Origin of the sequence: Streptomyces sp. NPDC060064 (genome assembly GCF_042736455.1) — a bacterium.
GTDB lineage: Bacteria > Actinomycetota > Actinomycetes > Streptomycetales > Streptomycetaceae > Streptomyces.
The window spans coordinates 1-17,896 of record NZ_JBHWWF010000033.1; the positions used below are offsets into that span (position 1 = coordinate 1).

The 17,896-nt window shown below is 68.7% G+C and carries 19 protein-coding genes and 1 tRNA gene; 6 read left to right on the top strand and 14 right to left on the bottom strand.

What is annotated here, in order from left to right:
• The first annotated feature begins 249 nt into the window (after positions 1–249).
• Positions 250–334: transfer RNA gene (locus ACFWDI_RS31205), tRNA-Leu, on the top strand.
• Positions 335–396: 62 nt separating this feature from the next.
• Here ACFWDI_RS31205 and rdgB read toward each other — a convergent pair.
• From rdgB to ACFWDI_RS31225, 4 genes are all read right to left on the bottom strand, one after another.
• Complete coding sequence (rdgB, locus tag ACFWDI_RS31210) at positions 397–999, bottom strand: RdgB/HAM1 family non-canonical purine NTP pyrophosphatase (RefSeq protein ID WP_385309135.1); 603 nt, start codon at positions 997–999, stop codon at positions 397–399.
• Positions 1,000–1,007: 8 nt separating this feature from the next.
• Entirely contained in the window at positions 1,008–1,397 is a 390-nt protein-coding gene (locus tag ACFWDI_RS31215) for a hypothetical protein (protein ID WP_385309137.1), read from the bottom strand.
• Positions 1,398–1,490: 93 nt separating this feature from the next.
• The gene (rph, locus tag ACFWDI_RS31220) at positions 1,491–2,228 is read right to left on the bottom strand and encodes a ribonuclease PH (RefSeq protein WP_385309139.1); all 738 of its coding nucleotides are present in this window, start codon (positions 2,226–2,228) and stop codon (positions 1,491–1,493) included.
• A 125-nt stretch (positions 2,229–2,353) separates the two neighbouring features.
• Positions 2,354–2,587, bottom strand: a complete 234-nt coding sequence (locus ACFWDI_RS31225) for a glucose PTS transporter subunit EIIB (RefSeq protein WP_142217368.1) — start codon at positions 2,585–2,587, stop codon at positions 2,354–2,356.
• A 231-nt stretch (positions 2,588–2,818) separates the two neighbouring features.
• On the opposite strand from ACFWDI_RS31225, the gene ACFWDI_RS31230 reads away from it, so the two are divergent.
• A complete protein-coding gene (locus ACFWDI_RS31230) occupies positions 2,819–4,078 on the top strand; it encodes a PTS transporter subunit EIIC (RefSeq protein WP_385309141.1) in 1,260 nt (419 codons plus the stop codon).
• Between the two features lie 267 nt (positions 4,079–4,345).
• Positions 4,346–5,614: a PTS transporter subunit EIIC gene (locus tag ACFWDI_RS31235; protein WP_385309143.1), complete on the top strand. Its 1,269-nt coding sequence runs from the start codon at positions 4,346–4,348 to the stop codon at positions 5,612–5,614.
• Positions 5,615–5,684: 70 nt separating this feature from the next.
• Here the strand turns inward: ACFWDI_RS31235 and ACFWDI_RS31240 are convergent, their stop codons facing one another.
• On the bottom strand, positions 5,685–6,437 hold the full coding sequence (locus ACFWDI_RS31240; RefSeq protein ID WP_385309145.1) for an MBL fold metallo-hydrolase: 753 nt from the start codon (positions 6,435–6,437) through the stop codon (positions 5,685–5,687).
• Between the two features lie 371 nt (positions 6,438–6,808).
• On the opposite strand from ACFWDI_RS31240, the gene ACFWDI_RS31245 reads away from it, so the two are divergent.
• Positions 6,809–7,273: a type II toxin-antitoxin system PemK/MazF family toxin gene (locus ACFWDI_RS31245; protein ID WP_385309147.1), complete on the top strand. Its 465-nt coding sequence runs from the start codon at positions 6,809–6,811 to the stop codon at positions 7,271–7,273.
• A 174-nt stretch (positions 7,274–7,447) separates the two neighbouring features.
• Here ACFWDI_RS31245 and ACFWDI_RS31250 read toward each other — a convergent pair whose 3' ends face one another.
• The 7 genes from ACFWDI_RS31250 to clpS form a co-directional block, all read right to left on the bottom strand.
• Positions 7,448–8,398 carry a PLP-dependent cysteine synthase family protein gene (locus tag ACFWDI_RS31250; protein WP_385309149.1) on the bottom strand — a complete coding sequence of 317 codons (951 nt, stop codon included), beginning with the start codon at positions 8,396–8,398 and terminating at the stop codon, positions 7,448–7,450.
• Positions 8,398–8,676 (bottom strand): MoaD/ThiS family protein, encoded by a 279-nt coding sequence (locus ACFWDI_RS31255; RefSeq protein ID WP_327323851.1) that lies wholly within the window; start codon positions 8,674–8,676, stop codon positions 8,398–8,400. The genes ACFWDI_RS31250 and ACFWDI_RS31255 overlap by 1 nt, the downstream gene beginning before the upstream one ends.
• Before the next feature lie 123 nt (positions 8,677–8,799).
• The gene (locus tag ACFWDI_RS31260; RefSeq protein ID WP_327323852.1) at positions 8,800–8,916 is read right to left on the bottom strand and encodes a putative leader peptide; all 117 of its coding nucleotides are present in this window, start codon (positions 8,914–8,916) and stop codon (positions 8,800–8,802) included.
• A 120-nt stretch (positions 8,917–9,036) separates the two neighbouring features.
• Entirely contained in the window at positions 9,037–9,459 is a 423-nt protein-coding gene (locus ACFWDI_RS31265) for a Mov34/MPN/PAD-1 family protein (protein ID WP_385309151.1), read from the bottom strand.
• A 125-nt stretch (positions 9,460–9,584) separates the two neighbouring features.
• A complete protein-coding gene (locus ACFWDI_RS31270; protein ID WP_327328337.1) occupies positions 9,585–11,015 on the bottom strand; it encodes an amino acid permease in 1,431 nt (476 codons plus the stop codon).
• A gap of 344 nt (positions 11,016–11,359) precedes the next feature.
• The gene (locus ACFWDI_RS31275; RefSeq protein WP_385309153.1) at positions 11,360–11,953 is read right to left on the bottom strand and encodes a DUF2017 domain-containing protein; all 594 of its coding nucleotides are present in this window, start codon (positions 11,951–11,953) and stop codon (positions 11,360–11,362) included.
• The gene (clpS, locus tag ACFWDI_RS31280) at positions 11,953–12,267 is read right to left on the bottom strand and encodes an ATP-dependent Clp protease adapter ClpS (protein ID WP_385309155.1); all 315 of its coding nucleotides are present in this window, start codon (positions 12,265–12,267) and stop codon (positions 11,953–11,955) included. Before clpS ends, ACFWDI_RS31275 begins: the two co-directional genes overlap by 1 nt.
• Before the next feature lie 184 nt (positions 12,268–12,451).
• On the opposite strand from clpS, the gene ACFWDI_RS31285 reads away from it, so the two are divergent.
• Together ACFWDI_RS31285 and ACFWDI_RS31290 are read left to right on the top strand one after the other, a co-directional pair.
• Positions 12,452–13,780: a nicotinate phosphoribosyltransferase gene (locus ACFWDI_RS31285; protein WP_385309278.1), complete on the top strand. Its 1,329-nt coding sequence runs from the start codon at positions 12,452–12,454 to the stop codon at positions 13,778–13,780.
• Positions 13,781–13,879: 99 nt separating this feature from the next.
• Positions 13,880–14,464, top strand: coding sequence for an isochorismatase family protein (locus ACFWDI_RS31290; protein ID WP_385309157.1), 585 nt, complete (start codon positions 13,880–13,882; stop codon positions 14,462–14,464).
• A gap of 383 nt (positions 14,465–14,847) precedes the next feature.
• On the opposite strand, the gene ACFWDI_RS31295 is transcribed toward ACFWDI_RS31290, so the two are convergent.
• On the bottom strand, positions 14,848–15,261 hold the full coding sequence (locus ACFWDI_RS31295) for a hypothetical protein (protein ID WP_385309159.1): 414 nt from the start codon (positions 15,259–15,261) through the stop codon (positions 14,848–14,850).
• Between the two features lie 122 nt (positions 15,262–15,383).
• Positions 15,384–17,801: an immune inhibitor A domain-containing protein gene (locus tag ACFWDI_RS31300; RefSeq protein WP_385309160.1), complete on the bottom strand. Its 2,418-nt coding sequence runs from the start codon at positions 17,799–17,801 to the stop codon at positions 15,384–15,386.
• Positions 17,802–17,896: the final 95 nt, after the last annotated feature.

Below are 17,896 nucleotides of genomic sequence, written 5' to 3' on the forward strand. Positions count from 1 at the left end.
GGCCCGCACCGCCTGCCGGTGCGGGCCCTTCCGCGAACCGAAGCCGGTCGCGACGGACACCCTGATCGTTCTGCCCGAGGGTTCGCCTCGCACAAATCGCTGCCGCCTCCACCGGGCGCACTGCCTCTGCCCCAACTGCCACGCCTTGACCGACACATGGTGTCGGAACCGTACGAAGGAACGACCTGTCCCACGGGGGCAGGGCACCCTCCGCCGCATCCGGCAGCCCGGTACGATGACTCTCGGCTGGCGGCCGTGTCGGAACTGGCGAGACGAGCTGGGTTTAGGTCCCAGTGGGTTTATACCCGTGTGGGTTCGAGTCCCACCGGCCGCACACCTTTGAACCGAAGGCCCGGACTCGGCGTCCGGGCCTTCGGCGTACCCCGTTGCGAGGTGTCAGCCCAAGAGCTCCCGCACCACCGGGACCAGCGCCCGGAACGCCTTGCCCCGGTGGCTGATCGCGTTCTTCTCCGCCGGGGTCATCTCCGCGCAGGTACGCGACTCGCCCTCCGGCTGGAGGATCGGGTCATAGCCGAAGCCGCCGGTGCCCGTGGGGGTGTGGCGCAGTGTGCCGAGCAGGCGGCCCTCGACGACACGCTCCGTGCCGTCCGGGAGTGCCAGGGCCGCCGCGCAGGCGAAGTGCGCGCCGCGGTGGGCCTCGTCGATGTCGGAGAGCTGGGCCAGGAGCAGGTTGAGGTTGGCGGTGTCGTCGCCGTGGGTGCCCGCCCACCTCGCGGAGAAGATGCCGGGCGCGCCGCCGAGGACGTCGACGCAGAGGCCGGAGTCGTCGGCGACCGCCGGCAGGCCGGTGGCCCGGGCCAGGGCGTGGGCCTTGAGGAGTGCGTTCTCGGCGAAGGTGACGCCGGTTTCCTTGACGTCGGGAATGTCGGGGTAGGCATCCGCGCCGACGAGGTCGTGGGTGAGGCCCGCGTCGGCGAGGATGGCCTTGAGTTCGGTGATTTTCCCGGCGTTGCGGGTGGCGAGGATCAGTCGGGTCATGCCCCCGATTATCCGGGCGTGCAGACCTTGCCGACTTCGCCGGCCGCCTTGGTGATCGGCGTGATGTCCGGGGTGTTGTCGCCGCCCTCGATCGACTTGCGGACGTTGGCGACGCCGGCGTTGAGATCGTCGACGGCCTTGCTGAGGTCGGCGTTGTCGGTCTTGTCGCCGAGGCTCTTCAGTTCCTTGTCGATGTCGTCGAGAGCTTGCCGGGCCTTTGTCGGGTCGTCGGCGGCGCTGGAGACCGCCTGCTGGAGCTTGTCGACGCTGGTGGCGATCGCGTCGGCGGTCTCGACGCAGTCGAGGGCCTTGTCGATGGCGCCGCAGCCGACGGTGATCGGTACGACCAGTGCGGCGGTGGCGAGCGTGAGTGCTGCTATGCGGCGACGCGCAGGCATGGAACGGTCCTCCCCGGATACGGACGGACGCACGGTTCGGCCCGTGCGCCCGTGAGTGTAACGACGCTCTGTGGGTCGTTCTTGGTTGCCTCTTTACTTTTCGAGTGTGTTCTCAAGGGCGAGGGTCTGGAGCGCGACGAGGTCGGCGCAGCCGCCGGTGGCCAGGTCGAGGAGGGCGTTGAGCTCCTTGCGGTCGAAGGGCTCGGCCTCGGCGGTGCCCTGGACCTCGACGAAGCGGCCGTCGCCGGTGCAGACGACGTTCATGTCGGTCTCGGCGCGCACGTCCTCCTCGTAACAGAGGTCGAGGAGCGGGACGCCGTCGACGATGCCGACGCTGACGGCGGCGACGGTGCCGGTGAGCGGCTTGCGGCCGGCCTTGACGAGCTTCTTGCCCTGGGCCCAGGCGACGGCGTCGGCGAGTGCGACGTATGCACCGGTGATCGCGGCGGTGCGGGTGCCGCCGTCGGCCTGCAGTACGTCGCAGTCGAGGACGATGGTGTTCTCGCCGAGGGCCTTGTAGTCGATGACGGCGCGCAGCGAGCGGCCGATGAGCCGGCTGATCTCGTGGGTGCGGCCGCCGATTTTGCCGCGTACGGATTCGCGGTCGCCGCGGGTGTTGGTGGAGCGCGGCAGCATCGAGTACTCGGCGGTGACCCAGCCTTCGCCGCTGCCCTTGCGCCAGCGCGGGACGCCTTCGGTGACGGAGGCGGTGCAGAAGACCTTGGTGTCGCCGAAGGAGATGAGCACGGAGCCCTCGGCGTGCTTGCTCCATCCGCGTTCGATGGTGACCGGGCGGAGCTGTTCGGGGGTGCGGCCGTCGATTCGAGACATGGTGTGGAGCCTATCGGCAGATGCATGAGGGGCCCGTTCCGGTGTGGAACGGGCCCCTCGCGGCCGAGTTCAGCGGCTCGGCGACGCACTGGGCCGAGGGCTCACCGACTCACCGACTCACTGGCTCACATCATGTCTTCGATGTCGGCGGCGATCGGGTCGGCGTCCGTGCCGATGACGACCTGGATCGCGGTGCCCATCTTCACGACGCCGTGGGCGCCGGCGGCCTTGAGAGCAGCCTCGTCGACCTTGCTCGGGTCCACAACTTCGGTACGGAGGCGGGTGATACAGCCCTCGATCTCTTCGATGTTGTCGATTCCGCCGAGCCCGGCGACGATCTTCTCAGCCTTGCTGGCCATGTCTTTCTCCCTGCGTCTCAAGAGCGCTGAGCGCTGCCTCGACCCACCGTCGGTCCGCTTTGTCACGGTAACTCACGGTTGGCCCATCTTCGCGGGCGAGTAACCGCCTCGTACCGAATGATGACGATCACCAGTGCCCTGTCTCGCGACCGGACGCCGGGGCCGTATCACAACTGGTCTACACCAGTCTGCAACGGCTGCCAAACCAGGCCCGTTTCCGGGAGGACGCCGATGAGCTCCGAGAGCGCTGCCGCGCCGCAGCGGAAGTGGTGGAACGGGCTGTTCCAGGGACTGCAGAAGGTCGGGCGCAGCCTCCAGCTCCCGGTCGCGGTGCTGCCGGCGGCCGGTCTGCTCGTCAGCCTCGGCACCCTGTTCTCGGCGTATCCGAGCGGCCCCTTCTGGGACAAGACGGCCAAGGTCCTCACGCTGGGCGGCACGGCGATCCTGGACGGCGCGTTCGGTCTGCCTCTGCTGTTCTGCATCGGTGTCGCGATCGGCTTCGCGAAGAAGGCCGACGGTTCGACCGCCCTCGCGGCGGTCGCCGGCTTCCTGGTCTACAGCAACGTACTGAAGGCGTTCCCCATCGGAGGCACGGTCACCGAGCTGCTCCCGGACGGGAAGCCGCAGAATCCCGGCGTCCTCGGCGGCATCGTGATCGGCCTGCTGACCGCGATGATCTGGCAGCGTTACCACCGAACGAAACTGGTCGACTGGCTCGGCTTCTTCAACGGCCGGCGGCTGGTGCCGATCATCATGGCGTTCCTCTGCACGATCCTCGGTGTGCTCTTCGGGCTGCTGTGGGAGCCGGTGGGCGATGCGCTGACCGCTTTCTCCAAGCAGCTGATCGATCTGGGCGCGTGGGGCTCGGGCATTTTCGGTGTCGCCAACCGGCTGCTGATCCCGATCGGCATGCACCAGTTCCTGAATACGTTCTTCTGGTTCCAGGCGGGCGAGTTCACGACGCCGGGCGGCAAGGTCGTCCAGGGCGACCTGACGCGCTTCTTCGCCGAGGACCCTTCGGCGGGCCAGTTCATGTCGGGCTTCTTCCCGATCATGATGTTCGGCCTCCCGGCCGCAGCCCTCGCCATCGCGCACTGCGCCCGCCCCGAGCACCGCAAGAGGGTCATGGGTCTCATGATTTCCGTCGGGCTCACCTCGTTCGTCACGGGTGTGACCGAGCCGCTGGAGTTCTCCTTCATGTTCGCGGCTCCGCTGCTGTACGGAGTGCACGCGTTGCTGACGGGTGCGTCGATGGCGATCACCTGGGCGCTGGGTGTGCACGCGGGCTTCAGTTTCTCGGCCGGTCTGATCGACTACGTCGTCAACTGGCACCTCGACACCAAGCCATGGCTGATCATTCCGATCGGCCTGTGCTTCGCGGTCGTGTACTACCTGGTCTTCCGCTTCGCGATCACGATGTTCAACATCCGCACTCCCGGCCGCGAACCCGAAGAGATCGAGCAGGAGCTGGAGCAGGAGAGCACCAAGTAGTCACTGGACCGACGCGCCCTGCGGTCGGCTCTCATATCCGCCCATAAGGCCCTCGGGGCCCATAACCCGAGGGCTTTATGTCGGTCATTTCCCACCATTGCTCAGGTCGCAAAAACCGAAGGTTCCTTATCTCACCCCCACCGTGCTAAAACAGGTCTACACCACTCAGTGGTGTAGACCACGCGGCCGTCGCCGCGTTCCCCTTGAGACGCCGCCCTCCCCCGTGTTCTGTCCCCATGGCGGCGCCTTGCCCACTGGAGGAAGTTGATGTCCACGGCTAGCGCCGCCCCCGCGGCGGAGAAGAAGACGAAGGGCGCAGGCGCGATGGCTGTTATGCAGCGCATCGGCCGCAGCCTCATGCTGCCGGTCGCGGTGCTGCCCGCGGCCGCGCTGCTGGTCCGTTTCGGCCAGCCCGACATGCTCGGCAGGGAGTCGTACCCGACCTTCGTCACCAAGGTCGCCGGCTATATGGCGGCCGGTGGCGACGCGATCCTCGCCAACATGGCGCTGCTGTTCGCCGTCGGCATCGCGATCGGCTTCGCCAAGAAGTCGGACGGCTCGACCGCGCTCGCGGCCGTCGCCGGATACCTGGTCTTCAAGAACGTGCTGGCCACGTTCACCGACCCGAACCTGCCGCAGGTCGAGGTCGTCAAGGACCACAAGGTCGCGCTGGTGGACGCCCCGGTGGACGCCAAGGTCCTCGGCGGCGTGGTGATGGGCATCATCGTCGCCCTGCTGTACCAAAAGTTCTACCGGACCAAGCTGCCCGACTGGGCCGGCTTCTTCGGCGGCCGCCGTCTCGTCCCGATCCTCTCCGCCTTCGCGGGTCTGATCGCCGGCATCGTCTTCGGCCTGATCTGGCCGGTCCTCGGCACGGGTCTGCACAACTTCGGTGAGTGGCTGGTCGGCTCCGGCGCAGTCGGCGCGGGCATCTTCGGTATCGCCAACCGTGCGCTGATCCCGATCGGCATGCACCACCTGCTGAACTCCTTCCCGTGGTTCCAGGCCGGTTCCTACGAGGGCAAGAGCGGCGACATCGCCCGCTTCCTCCAGGGCGACCCGAGCGCCGGACAGTTCATGACCGGCTTCTTCCCGATCATGATGTTCGCCCTCCCGGCGGCCTGCCTCGCGATCGTGCACTGCGCCCGTCCCGAGCGCCGCAAGGTCATCGGCGGCATGATGTTCTCCCTCGCGCTCACCTCCTTCGTCACCGGTGTGACCGAGCCGATCGAGTTCACGTTCATGTTCATCGCCCCGGTGCTGTACGCGGTCCACGCGGTGCTGACCGGTGTCTCGATGGCCCTGACCTGGTCGCTGGGCATGAAGGACGGCTTCGGCTTCTCGGCCGGTGCGGTGGACTACTTCCTCAACCTGGGCATCGCGTCCAACCCGTGGGGCCTGGCGCTGGTCGGGCTCTGTTTCGCGGCGCTCTACTACGTGGTCTTCCGCTTCGCGATCACCAAGTTCAACCTTCCGACGCCGGGCCGTGAGTCCGACGAGGAGCTCGCCGAGCTGCAGAAGGCCGAGGCGAAGTAGGCCTCGCGTACTCAAGACCGAAGCCCCTGCCTTTCCGTACGGAAAGGCAGGGGCTTCGGCGTGCCGGACCCTAGATCACATAGACCGCGCCCGGCACGGCGACCTCGGTCGGACCGTCGTACACCGCGCGGGCGTCGGCCAGATTCTGCCGGGGGTCCGTCCACGGCGGGATGTGGGTCAGCACGAGCCGGCCGACGTTCGCGCGCTGCGCGTGCGCGCCGGCCTCGCGGCCGTTGAGGTGGAGGTCCGGGACGTCCTCCTTGCCGTGCGTGAAGGACGCCTCGCACAGGAACAGATCCGCGCCGTGGGCGAGTTCGTGCAGGGCCTCGCTGACACCGGTGTCGCCGGAGTACGTGAGCGTCTTGCCGGCCTGCTCCAGGCGAATGGCGTACGCCTCGACCGGGTGACGCACCTTCTCCGTACGAACGGCGAACGGGCCTATGGGGAAGCTGCCGGACTTGAGCGTGCGGAAGTCGAAGACCTCGCCCATGGCGGAGGGGGAGGGGGTGTCCGCGTACGCGGTGGTCAGACGCTGCTCGGTACCTTCCGGGCCGTAGACCGGGAGGGCGTCGCAGCGGCCGCCGTCGTGGCGGTAGTAGCGAGCGACGAAGTACCCGCACATGTCGATGCAGTGGTCAGCGTGGAGATGACTGAGGAAGATGGCATCGAGGTCATAGAGACCGACATGGCGCTGCAGCTCGCCCAGGGCGCCATTGCCCATGTCGAGGAGCAGCCGGAAGCCGTCGGCCTCTACGAGGTAGCTGGAGCAGGCCGAATCCGCGGACGGAAACGACCCCGAGCAGCCGACGACGGTGAGCTTCATGGAGCTTGAACCTCCGTTGACGGGGAGGGCTGGGGGAAGGTCGTGCGGTTTGTCGAGCGTAAGGCGCAAAAGGGCCGGTCGCTCCTCGGTGGCGGGCTGTTGTGGGGGAACTCACCTGCACTGTCACCGGTTCGGGGGTGGTCCGGTCCCGGGGTGGACGTTGGCCGGGGGCGTTGTCGGTTGATGTCCGGTGGGTGGTCTCCTCCACCGCTTCCGGGGGTGCCCGGTCATGTGGTCGAGGTGGGCCGGGGGCGTGGGTGGTTGCTCTCCGGTGGGTGGTTTCCTCCACCGCTTCCGGGGGTGCCCGGTCCCGGAGTGGACGTGGGCCGGGGGCGCGCGCGGGGGGCGGGGCGCCGGTAACGTCTGGGGGTATGGACACGTCGTGGTGGCTCGCGGTGCTCGCCGTGGTGGTGATCGCGCTGGTCGCTGCGGTGAGGGACGGGCGGGGCCACGGCGCGGGCCGCCGCCCGGGTGGACGCGCCCGCCCGCCGGGCCGGCCGACGGGCCCCCGGCGCGGGCCGAAGCGGCGGCCGCAGCCGGGCGAGATCTGGTGGGCGAATGTGCCGTACGAGGACGGGCCCGGGTCGAAGGACCGGCCGTGTCTGGTGCTGTCGGTACGGGGCGAGACGGTGCAGGTCGCGAAGATCACCAGCAAGTACCACGACGAGCGGCCGGGCGTGATCTCACTGCCACCGGGCACGGTGCGCAACGCGCGCGGGCGGGCGAGCTTTCTGGAGACGGACGAGCTGCGGGAGCTGGGGGTGTGGGACTTCAGGCGACGGGTCGGGATGGTGGACCCGAATATATGGGACCAGGTCCGGCACTTGGCTGCGTGAGCCGGGCCGTGCCCGTGACCCGGGCCGTGGAAGGGACTCCTTGCCCGGGCGGAGGGAGCTTCCCGCCGGGGCTCGGGGAAGAGTGAACGTGAGGGCTGACGCCCCCACGCCCGCGCCCGCCGCACGGCACGAACGTGCCGCTCCCCCGGCGGGGCACCCGCACCCGCCACGCCGCTACGCCCAGAGCTGGCCCTGCAGTGTCTCGATCGCCGCCTCCGTCGTCTCCGCCGTGTAGACCCCCGTCGACAGGTACTTCCAGCCGCCGTCCGCGACCACGAAGACGATGTCCGCCGGCTCGCCCGCCGCCACCGCCTTCTTGCCGACGCCGATCGCCGCGTGCAGCGCCGCTCCCGTCGAGACGCCCGCGAAAATGCCCTCCTGCTGGAGGAGTTCACGGGTGCGGGTGACCGCGTCCGCCGAGCCGACCGAGAAGCGGCTGGTCAGGACCGAGGCGTCGTACAGCTCGGGGACGAAGCCCTCGTCCAGGTTGCGCAGGCCGTAGACCAGGTCGTCGTAGCGCGGCTCCGCCGCCACGATGCGGATGCCCGGGACGTGTTCGCGCAGGTAGCGGCCGACGCCCATCAGCGTGCCCGTCGTGCCCAGGCCCGCCACGAAGTGGGTGATCGACGGGAGGTCGGCGAGGATCTCCGGGCCCGTCGTGGCGTAGTGCGCGCCCGCGTTGTCCGGGTTGCCGTACTGGTAGAGCATCACCCAGTCCGGGTGCTCGGCCGCCATCTCCTTGGCCACGCGTACCGCCGTGTTGGAGCCGCCCGCCGCAGGCGACGGGATGATCTCCGCACCCCACATGGCGAGCAGCTGCCGACGCTCCTCGCTCGTGTTCTCCGGCATCACGCACACCATGCGGTAGCCCTTGAGCTTCGCCGCCATGGCCAGCGAGATGCCGGTGTTGCCGCTGGTGGGCTCCAGGATCGTGCAGCCCGGCGTCAGGCGGCCGTCCTTCTCCGCCTGTTCGATCATGTGGAGCGCCGGGCGGTCCTTGATCGAGCCGGTCGGGTTGCGGTCCTCGAGTTTGGCCCAGATGCGGACGTCCCCGGACGGGGACAACCGCGGGAGGCGGACCAGCGGTGTGTTGCCGACCGCCGCCAGCGGAGAGTCGTAACGCATCAGCGCATGCCACCGGCGACGGCCGGGAGGATCGTGACGCTGTCGCCGTCGGCGAGCTTGGTGGAGATGCCGTCGAGGAAGCGGACGTCCTCGTCGTTGAGGTACACGTTCACAAAGCGGCGCAGCTGGTCGCCGTCGACGATGCGCTCCTGGATGCCGTTGTGGCGGGACTCGAGGTCGGCGAAGAGCTCGGCGAGCGTGTCACCGCTGCCCTCGACGGCCTTGGCTCCGCCGGTGTAGGTGCGGAGGATGGTCGGGATGCGGACCTCGATGGCCATGGCGTGGGCTCCTGTCGGGAGAGTGGCGGGGGTGCGGGTGTGACACAAGGGGCGCGCGGCTCCGCCCCCCGCGCGAGGGGTGGTGCTGTGGGTGCGCTCGGCCCGTAGAGCCGTGTCTGAACGTCAGAACGCGGCGCGGCCCGTACACATCGCGCTGGCGAGACGGCACAGGTCGACGTGCAGCCGCGCCACGAGCAGCACAGTGCTCGGCGTCCTGTCGCTCACGTCATGGGGAACCATGCGGTCATCGTATCGATTCCCCGTCCGGGTCCCGGAATGTGATCTCGCATGATGGACCGAATGCGCTCAGCATATGGGCCGCGGGGGCCATCGGAGGCGTACGAGGGACCGGGCCGGCGCTCAGTACGCCGCTACGACCTGCACCTCTTCCTCCGTCACCACACCGTCCACGATCCGGTACGAGCGGAACTGGAACGGGCCCGCTTCATCGACGTCGGCGGTGGAGACCAGGACATAGTGGGCGCCCGGCTCGTTCGCATAGCTGATGTCCGTACGGGAGGGGTAGGCCTCGGTCGCGGTGTGCGAGTGATAGATGATCACCGGCTCCTCGTCGCGGTCGTCCAGCTCCCGGTAGAGCTTCAGCAGGTCCGCCGAGTCGAACTCGTAGAACGTGGGCGAGCGGGCCGCGTTCAGCATCGGGATGAAGCGCTCGGGGCGGCCGGTGCCCTCCGGGCCCGCGACCATGCCGCAGGCCTCGTCGGGGTGGTCGGCGCGGGCGTGCGCGACGATCTGGTCGTACAGGGCCTCGGTGAGGGTCAGCATGCGGATCAGGATAATCAGAAGGGCCCACCCGTACCGAAGAGTGGTACGGGTGGGCCCGAATGCTGGACGCCAGTCAGAGGCCGCCGGTCAGAGGCTCAGGGGCGTCGAGCGCCGGCTCAGGGGCCTCAGCGCTTGATGAAGGCCGCGCCCTCGGGGTTGCGCTGCTTCAGCACCAGATACGAGACACCGAGGATCAGGGCCCACAGCGGCGCGCAGTACAGCGAGATCCGCGCGTCCTTGTCGACGCCCATCATCACGATGACCATGATGATGAAGAGCAGCGCGAACCAGCTGGTCCACGGGGCGCCGGGCGCCTTGAAGGTGGACTCCGGCAGCTCGCCGCGGTCGGCCTTGGCGCGGTAGCGGATCTGGCAGACCAGGATCATGATCCAGGCCCACATGCCGGAGATCGTGGCGAAGGAGACGACGTAGTTGAACGCGTCGCCGGGCCACTGGTAGTTGATCCAGACGCCGACCAGCATCAGCCCCGCGGAGACGGTGGTGCCGACCAGCGGAGTGCCGCTCTTCGTGAGCTTGGTGAAGAACTTCGGGCCCTGGCCGTTGAGCGCGAGGTCGCGCAGCATCCGGCCGGTGGAGTACATACCGGAGTTGCAGGAGGACAGCGCCGCGGTCAGCACGACGAAGTTGACGACGGCGGCGCCGACGCCGAGACCCATCTTCTGGAAGGCGGCCACGAACGGCGAGACACCCGGCTGGAACTCGTCCCAGGGCACCACCGAAAGGATCATGATCAGCGCGCCGACGTAGAAGACGGCGATACGCCACGGCACGGTGTTGATCGCCTTGGGCAGCGTCTTCTCCGGGTCCTTGGACTCGCCGGCGGTGACGCCGACCAGCTCGACCGCGAGGAAGGCGAACATCACGATCTGCAGGGTCATCAGCGTGCCGCCGATGCCCTTGGGGAAGAAGCCGCCGTCGGCCCACAGGTGCGTGACGGACGCGGTGTCACCGGCGTCGGAGAAGCCGAGCGTGAGGATGCCGGCGCAGATGAGGATCATGCCGATGATGGCCGTGACCTTGACCATCGAGAACCAGAACTCCAGCTCACCGAAGAGCTTCACGGAGATCAGGTTCACCGCGTACAGGATGATCGTGAAGACGAGCGCGGAGATCCATTGCGGGATGTCCCACCAGAACGTCATGTACTGGGCGGCCGCGGTGACCTCGGTGATGCCGGTGACGACCCAGAAGAGCCAGTACGTCCAACCGGTGACGAACCCCGCGAACGGGCCGACGAACTCACGGGCGTACTCGGAGAAGGAACCCGAGACGGGGCGGTACATGAGCAGCTCGCCCAGCGCCCGCATGATGAAGAAGATGACCAGGCCCGCGATGGCATAGGCCAGGATGAGGCTGGGTCCGGCCTTCGAGATGGCCTTGCCCGCGCCGAGGAAGAGGCCGGTGCCGATGGCGCCGCCGATCGCGATCATCTGGATCTGCCGGGCACCCAGTCCGCGCTGGTAGCCCTCGTCCGCGCCTGTCGCGGACCCCGCGGCCTCATTGCCGTCGTGCTTGTCGACCTGCACCGAGGTCATGGTGATGCGCCCTTTCTCCATGCTGATCCGCGCCCGCTGCATCTGCCGCGCGACTGCGGATCAGGTCCTGATCCCCCCGGATGTGAATGGAGTGCCACCGGCGATCAGCCGGCCCAGCGCCCCCCGGGGCATGGGTGGCGCCCCCTGGTGGTCGTGAAGATTTATCACGGCCGCAACACTGATCGGCCGAGGTGGCTGTGGCACACACCACAAGAAGAACCGGACAAAGATCCATCGGCACTACAAACCATGCCGATGTGGTGACGTGATCGTTATCCGGATTTGAGTGTCCGTTGAGCGAACAAAACGGGGCGTCCGAGTGTCGGACATCCCAGGCGTCGGCGTCAGGCCATCAGGGTCTCGACGAGCGTCTCCTGGAGCGCGCCGAGCCAGAGATACGCCATCACCATCGGCTTGCGCGGGTCGGAGTCCGGCAGCCGGTAGAGCTCGCCACTCTCGTCCTCGTCGCTGACCTCCAGACGGGTGCCGATGGTGAGGCGCAGGTCGTTGAGCGCGCCGAGCCAGTGCAGACAGTCGTCGGGGGTGAGCTTGAGTACGGCACCGCCCTCGCCGGTGGCGGTCAGCGAGTCCAGGGTGCGGACGACCGCGACCGCGTCATCGCGCTTGCGGGAGCGCAGATCGGTCTCGGTGAAACGCCTGAACTCGGCCGAGGCGGCACGCAGTTCCTCGTCCTCGACATTGGCGTCAGGACCGCCGTACGCCTCGGGGAAGAGGCGGGCGAGCGCCGGGTCGGTGGGCGGCTCACTCGGCCCCTCGGTGAACAGCGCGGCCAGCGGGTCCTCGCCGTCGACCGGCTCGTCGCCGGGCCCGATGAGCTCCAGCAGCTGTACGGCGAGCGAGCGCAGGATGGAGATCTCGACCTCGTCGAGCGGGACGGCCGCGCCGCCCCCCGGAACGGGCTCGAAGTGCCCGGCCATCAGGTGCGGTCCTGGGAGAGCGTCGCCCACAGTCCGTAGCCGTGCATCGCCTGCACGTCACGCTCCATCTCCTCGCGGCTGCCGCTGGAGACGACGGCCCGGCCCTTGTGGTGGACGTCGAGCATCAGCTTGTGCGCCTTGTCCTTGGAGTAGCCGAAGTAGGCCTGGAAGACATAGGTGACGTAGCTCATCAGATTGACCGGGTCGTTGTGGACGAGCGTCACCCACGGCACGTCGGGCTCGGGCACGGCGAAGGTCTCCTGCGCCGACTCGGGGCGTTCGATCTCTGTGGGAGCAACACTCACCCGGTCCATGCTGCCACCCGAGGGGGCTCATCGCACAAACGGGGCCTACATCTCGTCACTCTGACGAGATGTGCGGTAGCATCCTCGTCTAGGCATCTCGCGGGGGCGCTGCATCCGACAGCGGTTCCGCCGCGGGCCGGACCGCGGACCGACCCGGTCGGCGGCCCACGACGAAAGAGCGAGGTTGACCGTTGTGAACGCTGCGGACCTTGGGCTGCCGGTGGATGTACCGTCGACGGCGCTCTTCACCGACCAGTACGAGCTCACGATGCTCCAGGCGGCGCTGAGGTCCGGCACCGCCGACCGCCGCTCCGTCTTCGAGGTCTTCACCCGCCGGCTGCCCGACGGACGGCGCTACGGCGTAGTGGCGGGCACCGGCCGGGTGCTGGACGCCGTCGAGAACTTCCGCTTCGACGCGGGCGTGATCGGCTTCCTGCGCGATCAGGGGATCGTCGACGAGCCGACGCTCCAGTGGCTCGCCTCGTACCGCTTCGGCGGCGACATCTGGGGCTACCCGGAGGGCGAGGTGTACTTCCCGGGCTCGCCCATCCTGCGGGTCGAGGGCTCCTTCGCCGAGTGCGTGCTGCTGGAGACCGTGATCCTGTCCATCCTCAACCACGACTCGGCGATCGCCGCGGCGGCCTCGCGGATGTCGACGGCCGCGGCCGGGCGCCGGCTGATCGAGATGGGCGCACGGCGTACGCACGAGCTCGCCGCGGTCGCCTCGGCGCGCGCCGCGTACGTCGGCGGCTTCAGCTCCACCTCGGACCTGGCGGCGGGCTTCCGTTACGCCATCCCGACGGTCGGCACCAGCGCGCACGCCTTCACACTGCTGCACGACAACGAGCGCGACGCCTTCCGGGCGCAGGTCGATTCGCTCGGACGGGGTACGACGCTGCTGGTCGACACGTACGACGTGGCCGAGGCCGTCCGTACCGCCGTGGAGATCGCGGGCCCCGAGCTCGGGGCCGTACGCATCGACTCCGGGGACCTGCTGCTGGTCGCGCACCGGGTGCGGCAGCAGCTGGACGAGCTGGGCGCGACCAACACCAAGATCGTGGTGACCTCGGACCTGGACGAGTACGCCATCGCCTCACTCGCCGCGGCGCCGGTCGACGCCTACGGCGTGGGCACGCAGCTGGTCACCGGCAGCGGGCACCCCACCTGCTCGATGGTCTACAAGCTGGTCGCCCGCGCGCGGTCCGCCGATCCCAAGGCGCCGCTGGAGCCGGTGGCGAAGAAGTCCCTGGGCGCGAAGTCCTCGATCGGCGGCCGCAAGTGGGCCGCGCGCCGGGTGGACGCGCACGGCGTCGCCGAGGCCGAGGTGATCGGCCTCCACGCGGTCCCGCCCGAGCTCGTGGACCGGCAGTTGCTGGTGGAGCTGGTCAAGGGTGGCGAGGTCGTCGCCCGCGAGCCGCTGGACACGGCGCGCGAGAGGCACACCGCGGCGCTCGCGGGGCTGCCGATGTCGGCGCTCCAGCTGTCGAAGGGTGAGCCCGTCCTCCCGACGGAGTACGTGTGAACGCAGCCTTGGGCCCCCTCCCGCAAGGCGGTTGAAGTCTCTACGCTCAGTACATTCGCTCGCCGCCCACCGATCTCCCCCCATCGAAGGACACCCCGCATGCACCGCGCATTGATCGTCGTGGACGTTCAGAACGACTTCTGCGAAGGCGGCAGCCTCGCGGTGGCGGGAGGTGCGGATGTCGCTGCGGCCATCACCGACCTGATAGGCCAGGCCCAGGCGGGCTACCGCTATGTGGTCGCCTCCCGCGACCACCACATCGAGCCGGGCGACCACTTCGCCGAGCAGCCGGACTATGTCGACAGCTGGCCGGCGCACTGCGTCGCCGGCACGGAGGGCGTGGGCTTCCACCCGAACTTCGCGCCGGCGGTGGCGTCGGGCGCGGTCGACGCGGTCTTCGACAAGGGCGCGTACGCGGCGGCGTACAGCGGCTTCGAGGGCTCGGACGAGAACGGCTCGACGCTGGCGCAGTGGCTGCGGGCGCGGGAGGTGACGGAGGTCGACGTGGTGGGCATCGCGACGGACCACTGCGTACGGGCGACGGCGCTGGACGCGGTCCGGGAGGGCTTCACGACGACTGTGCTGCTGGACCTGACGGCGGGGGTCGCGGAGGCGACGACGGAGCGGGCGCTGGAGGAGCTGCGGGGGGCGGGCGTGGAACTCACGGGCAAGCCCATGCTCTAAGTTGCCCGGTCATGTGGCCGAGGTGGGCCGGTGGCGTTAGTCGCCCGGTCATGTGGTGAGCGTGGGCCGGGGGCGTTGTCGGTTGCTGTCCGGTGGGTGGTTTCCACCGGCGAACCGCTGTACCCCCGCGGTGGGCCGCACCCGTGTCGTTCGGGTGGGGAGGCGCCGTGCAGGGTCGTCCCCACAGGGGATTGGCGGCAAAACCGGGGTCACGCACCAAGACCCTGTACGCCGCCGACCCCGAGGAGTCGAGCCCGGAGGGGCACCGGATCCCGCACCCGACAAGAACCCGCACCCCAAGCCCGGGCAACAAGCACCCGCACCCCGTCGGAGGCGTCAGCCGGCGCCGCCCGGCACGGACAGGCGGGCCGGACCTGAGCCCCTCAGGCGATTGAGGAGCGGGGTTCGGGGCGGACCCCCGGGTCGGGTGGGGACAATGTCAGCCTCGTCGGCGCCTGAGGCGCCGGGGCCGGGGCCGCGGCGGAGCCCCACCGGCGCGGGGTGAGGAGCGCCCGTATCGGGTGCCAGAGCTCTTTGTGGTCCTCCGGGCTGGCCCGCCACAGCAGGCCGTCCGGGTGGTGCAGCACCGCCGTGATTTCGTCCGGTGTCGGCGGCTCCGCATTGCCCCGCAGATACACCGCCCGCAGCCCCAGATTCCGCAGCCGTGTCAACGCCCTCGCACGGTTCGCGGCGTGGACCAGGAAGCGGACCGTACCGCCGTCGCCCGACGGGCTGGGCAGGCTGAGCGCTACCACCACACTGCCGTTGGGCAACTTGCTGAAACCTCCGCCGGGCATGCTGAACCACTCCCCCGTGAGATGGCGTGTCAATAAGGACCTGGTAGACGCACCTAAACACGATCGGCCGCCGCCCGCTAGAGGGCGACGGCCGATCATGGTCTGACCTGCAGTGATGCCAATTACTTGGCCGACGGACCAACCTTGACCGTGATCGTCTGGCCGTTCAGCGGCTCGCTCACGATCGAGATCTTGGTGTTGGTGTCAGTTACCTTCACACCCGCCGTCGGGTTCTCGGCGAACCAGTACACACCCTTGCGGTCGTCGAAGACCGGGTTGCCCGCCTGCGGCTTGATCCGCAGCGCCACGTCCGCCTTGTGCAGCGTGAAGCCGTCGGTCGGCCGCAGGCTGAACGCCGAGTCGAACGACTGGATCTTGTTCCGCAGCAGCGTGCCGTCCGCCCACTTCAGCGGCTTCGCGTGCGCATCCACGGGAAGGACAAGACCCTGGCCCGGGTGGGCGCTGGTGTTGTTGTCCTTCTGGGAGGTGTCCCAGAGCCAGACCACCAGGCCGTTCTGGTACGGGTAGTGCTCGACCCACGCGTCCTTCGGCGCCTTGAAGCCGAAGTTGTACGGGCCGACCTTGAGGGTCTTGTCGTACGACACGTACTGACGGTTCTCGGCCAGGTAGTACTGCTCGTACTCCTTGGTGAAGGACTCACCGATGCGCGAGAAGCCCTTCGAGGTCCAGCCCGCGTCGTCACCCTCGGCGTTGTCGGTGAACAGCGGCGTACCGTCCGCCACCACGCTCAGCGCGTCCGCCGCGAAGCCCTTGCCGCCCGCGCCGCCGTCCGTCTGGTAGCGGAAGCGGACGTCGACCTTCTTGCCCGCGTACGCGTCCAGCGAGTACGCCAGCTTCTTGTACGCGCCCGAGACACCGGTCAGCGCCGGCTTGTCGCCCGCGTCACGGGTGATCGGCTTGCCGTCGGCCGTACCGTCCAGCGGCGTCCAGTTGGCGCCGCCGTCCGTCGACACCTCGGCGTAGAGGTAGTCGTAGTTGGCCTCGATGTCCCACCAGCCCGAGAGCTCCAGGGACGCCTTGGACTTGCCGGTCAGGTCGACCGGGCGGGACAGGGTGTTCTTGAGGTCGTCACCCATGTCGCTCCACCACTGCTTGGAGCCCTCGGCGGGCTTCACGACAGTCGTGGTGACCGGCTTCTTCGGCAGCTCGACGACGAGGGCCTGCGGCAGCTTGGTGTTGTACTCCGCCACACCCAGCTTGTGGGTGGACTTCGTCGCCGCCTTGCCCTTGGTGTAGTTGAGCCAGCCCAGCTGCAGCTTGTCCCAGGCGCTCATGTCGCCCGGCAGGTCGCCGATGGAGTCCTTGCCGGTGCCGAGCCAGGAGCCGGCCGACATCAGGGTCCAGAAGCCGGTCGAGTTCTCGCCCTTGCCCGTGGTGTCGTAGTGGTCGGGCAGACCGAGGTCGTGGCCGTACTCGTGGGCGAAGACACCGAGGCCGCCGTTCTCGGGCTGCATGGTGTAGTCGCCGACCCAGATGCCGGTGGAACCGATCTGGGTGCCGCCGGCCTTGTTGTTCGCCGGGCCGGTCCTGCCGGCGTCCTGGCCGTACGCGTACCAGCGGTGCGCCCACAGGGCGTTGGTGCCTTCGGCGCCGCCGCCCGCCGACTCGTCCTCACCGGCGTGGACGATCTGGAAGTGGTCGATGTAGCCGTCGGACTCGTTGAAGTTGCCGTCGTTGTCGAAGTCGTAGCGGTCCCATTGGTCGTACTTCGACAGGTCCGCCTTGATCTGCTCGTCCGTGCGGCCCTTCGCCTTCTGGTCCGCGGCCCAGGCGGTGACGCCGTCCTTGACCGTGTCCCAGACGTTGGGGCAGTTGGTATCGCCGCAGTAGTTCGAGCCGTAGCGGCCCTCGTTGTAGTCGACCTTGACCCAGTCGGCGACCTCGCCGTCGACCGAGTAGCGGCCCGAGGAGGTCTTCTCGTAGTAGGTCTTCAGCGAGTCCTTCGGCCGGCCCTTCGCGTCCTTGCCGGTACCGAAGTACAGGTCCTGGAAGTGCTGCCGGTTGTAGTCCGCCTGCCAGGCCGTGGAGTTGTCGTTCTTACGGTCGGGCTGGGCGATCTTGTTGTGCAGCGGGCCGGGCGTGCCGCCGTACTTCTTGACGGGCGGCTCGGGGCCGTCCGGACCGTCCGGGTCGAACATCGTGGTGTCGTCGACCTTGTCGCCGAACTCCACCAGGATCGTGAAGATCTTGTCCGTCTTCTCCCGGCCGAGCTCGACGTACTTCTTGTCGCCGAGCTTCACGACCTTGGACGCGCCGCGCTTCTGCACGGTCGCGTCGCCGGATATGACCTGCTCCAGCGCGGCTTGGCGCTGCTGGTCCTGCTGCTTGCTGAACGGGCCGTCGAGGTCGTGCTCGGGCTGCCCCTTCTGCGGCGCCGGGTCGTGGCGCTCGATGGCGGCCGGATCCGTGGTCCTCGGAGTGTCGGCCTGAGCGCTGGTGAACGCCGAGGCCGACGCGGTGGTCGCGGCCAGGGCCGCAATCACCGCGGACGCTCTGATCGTCCGTCGCTTGATGGTCACTTGATGGTGTCCTCCCCCGCGCTCCGTCGCAGCGGACCGGAATGTGGGGTCGTCCGCGCGCGGTGTCGCGTCACAAGTGACGACATTCGACCGGA

Bases quoted from the DNA above. Each gene is read 5' to 3' on its own strand.
- ACFWDI_RS31275 (WP_385309153.1), bottom strand. From the start codon at position 11,953: ATGGCCGGGCACTTCGAGCCCGTTCCGGGGGGCGGCGCGGCCGTCCCG.
- ACFWDI_RS31215 (WP_385309137.1), bottom strand. From the start codon at position 1,397: ATGCCTGCGCGTCGCCGCATAGCAGCACTCACGCTCGCCACCGCCGCA.
- rph (WP_385309139.1), bottom strand. From the start codon at position 2,228: ATGTCTCGAATCGACGGCCGCACCCCCGAACAGCTCCGCCCGGTCACC.
- ACFWDI_RS31260 (WP_327323852.1), bottom strand. From the start codon at position 8,916: ATGGTTCCCCATGACGTGAGCGACAGGACGCCGAGCACTGTGCTGCTC.
- ACFWDI_RS31265 (WP_385309151.1), bottom strand. From the start codon at position 9,459: ATGCTGACCCTCACCGAGGCCCTGTACGACCAGATCGTCGCGCACGCC.
- clpS (WP_385309155.1), bottom strand. From the start codon at position 12,267: ATGGACCGGGTGAGTGTTGCTCCCACAGAGATCGAACGCCCCGAGTCG.
- ACFWDI_RS31270 (WP_327328337.1), bottom strand. From the start codon at position 11,015: ATGACCTCGGTGCAGGTCGACAAGCACGACGGCAATGAGGCCGCGGGG.
- ACFWDI_RS31295 (WP_385309159.1), bottom strand. From the start codon at position 15,261: ATGCCCGGCGGAGGTTTCAGCAAGTTGCCCAACGGCAGTGTGGTGGTA.
- ACFWDI_RS31250 (WP_385309149.1), bottom strand. From the start codon at position 8,398: ATGCGTTACGACTCTCCGCTGGCGGCGGTCGGCAACACACCGCTGGTC.
- rdgB (WP_385309135.1), bottom strand. From the start codon at position 999: ATGACCCGACTGATCCTCGCCACCCGCAACGCCGGGAAAATCACCGAA.
- ACFWDI_RS31235 (WP_385309143.1), top strand. From the start codon at position 4,346: ATGTCCACGGCTAGCGCCGCCCCCGCGGCGGAGAAGAAGACGAAGGGC.
- ACFWDI_RS31245 (WP_385309147.1), top strand. From the start codon at position 6,809: ATGGACACGTCGTGGTGGCTCGCGGTGCTCGCCGTGGTGGTGATCGCG.
- ACFWDI_RS31225 (WP_142217368.1), bottom strand. From the start codon at position 2,587: ATGGCCAGCAAGGCTGAGAAGATCGTCGCCGGGCTCGGCGGAATCGAC.
- ACFWDI_RS31255 (WP_327323851.1), bottom strand. From the start codon at position 8,676: ATGGCCATCGAGGTCCGCATCCCGACCATCCTCCGCACCTACACCGGC.
- ACFWDI_RS31290 (WP_385309157.1), top strand. From the start codon at position 13,880: ATGCACCGCGCATTGATCGTCGTGGACGTTCAGAACGACTTCTGCGAA.
- ACFWDI_RS31240 (WP_385309145.1), bottom strand. From the start codon at position 6,437: ATGAAGCTCACCGTCGTCGGCTGCTCGGGGTCGTTTCCGTCCGCGGAT.
- ACFWDI_RS31230 (WP_385309141.1), top strand. From the start codon at position 2,819: ATGAGCTCCGAGAGCGCTGCCGCGCCGCAGCGGAAGTGGTGGAACGGG.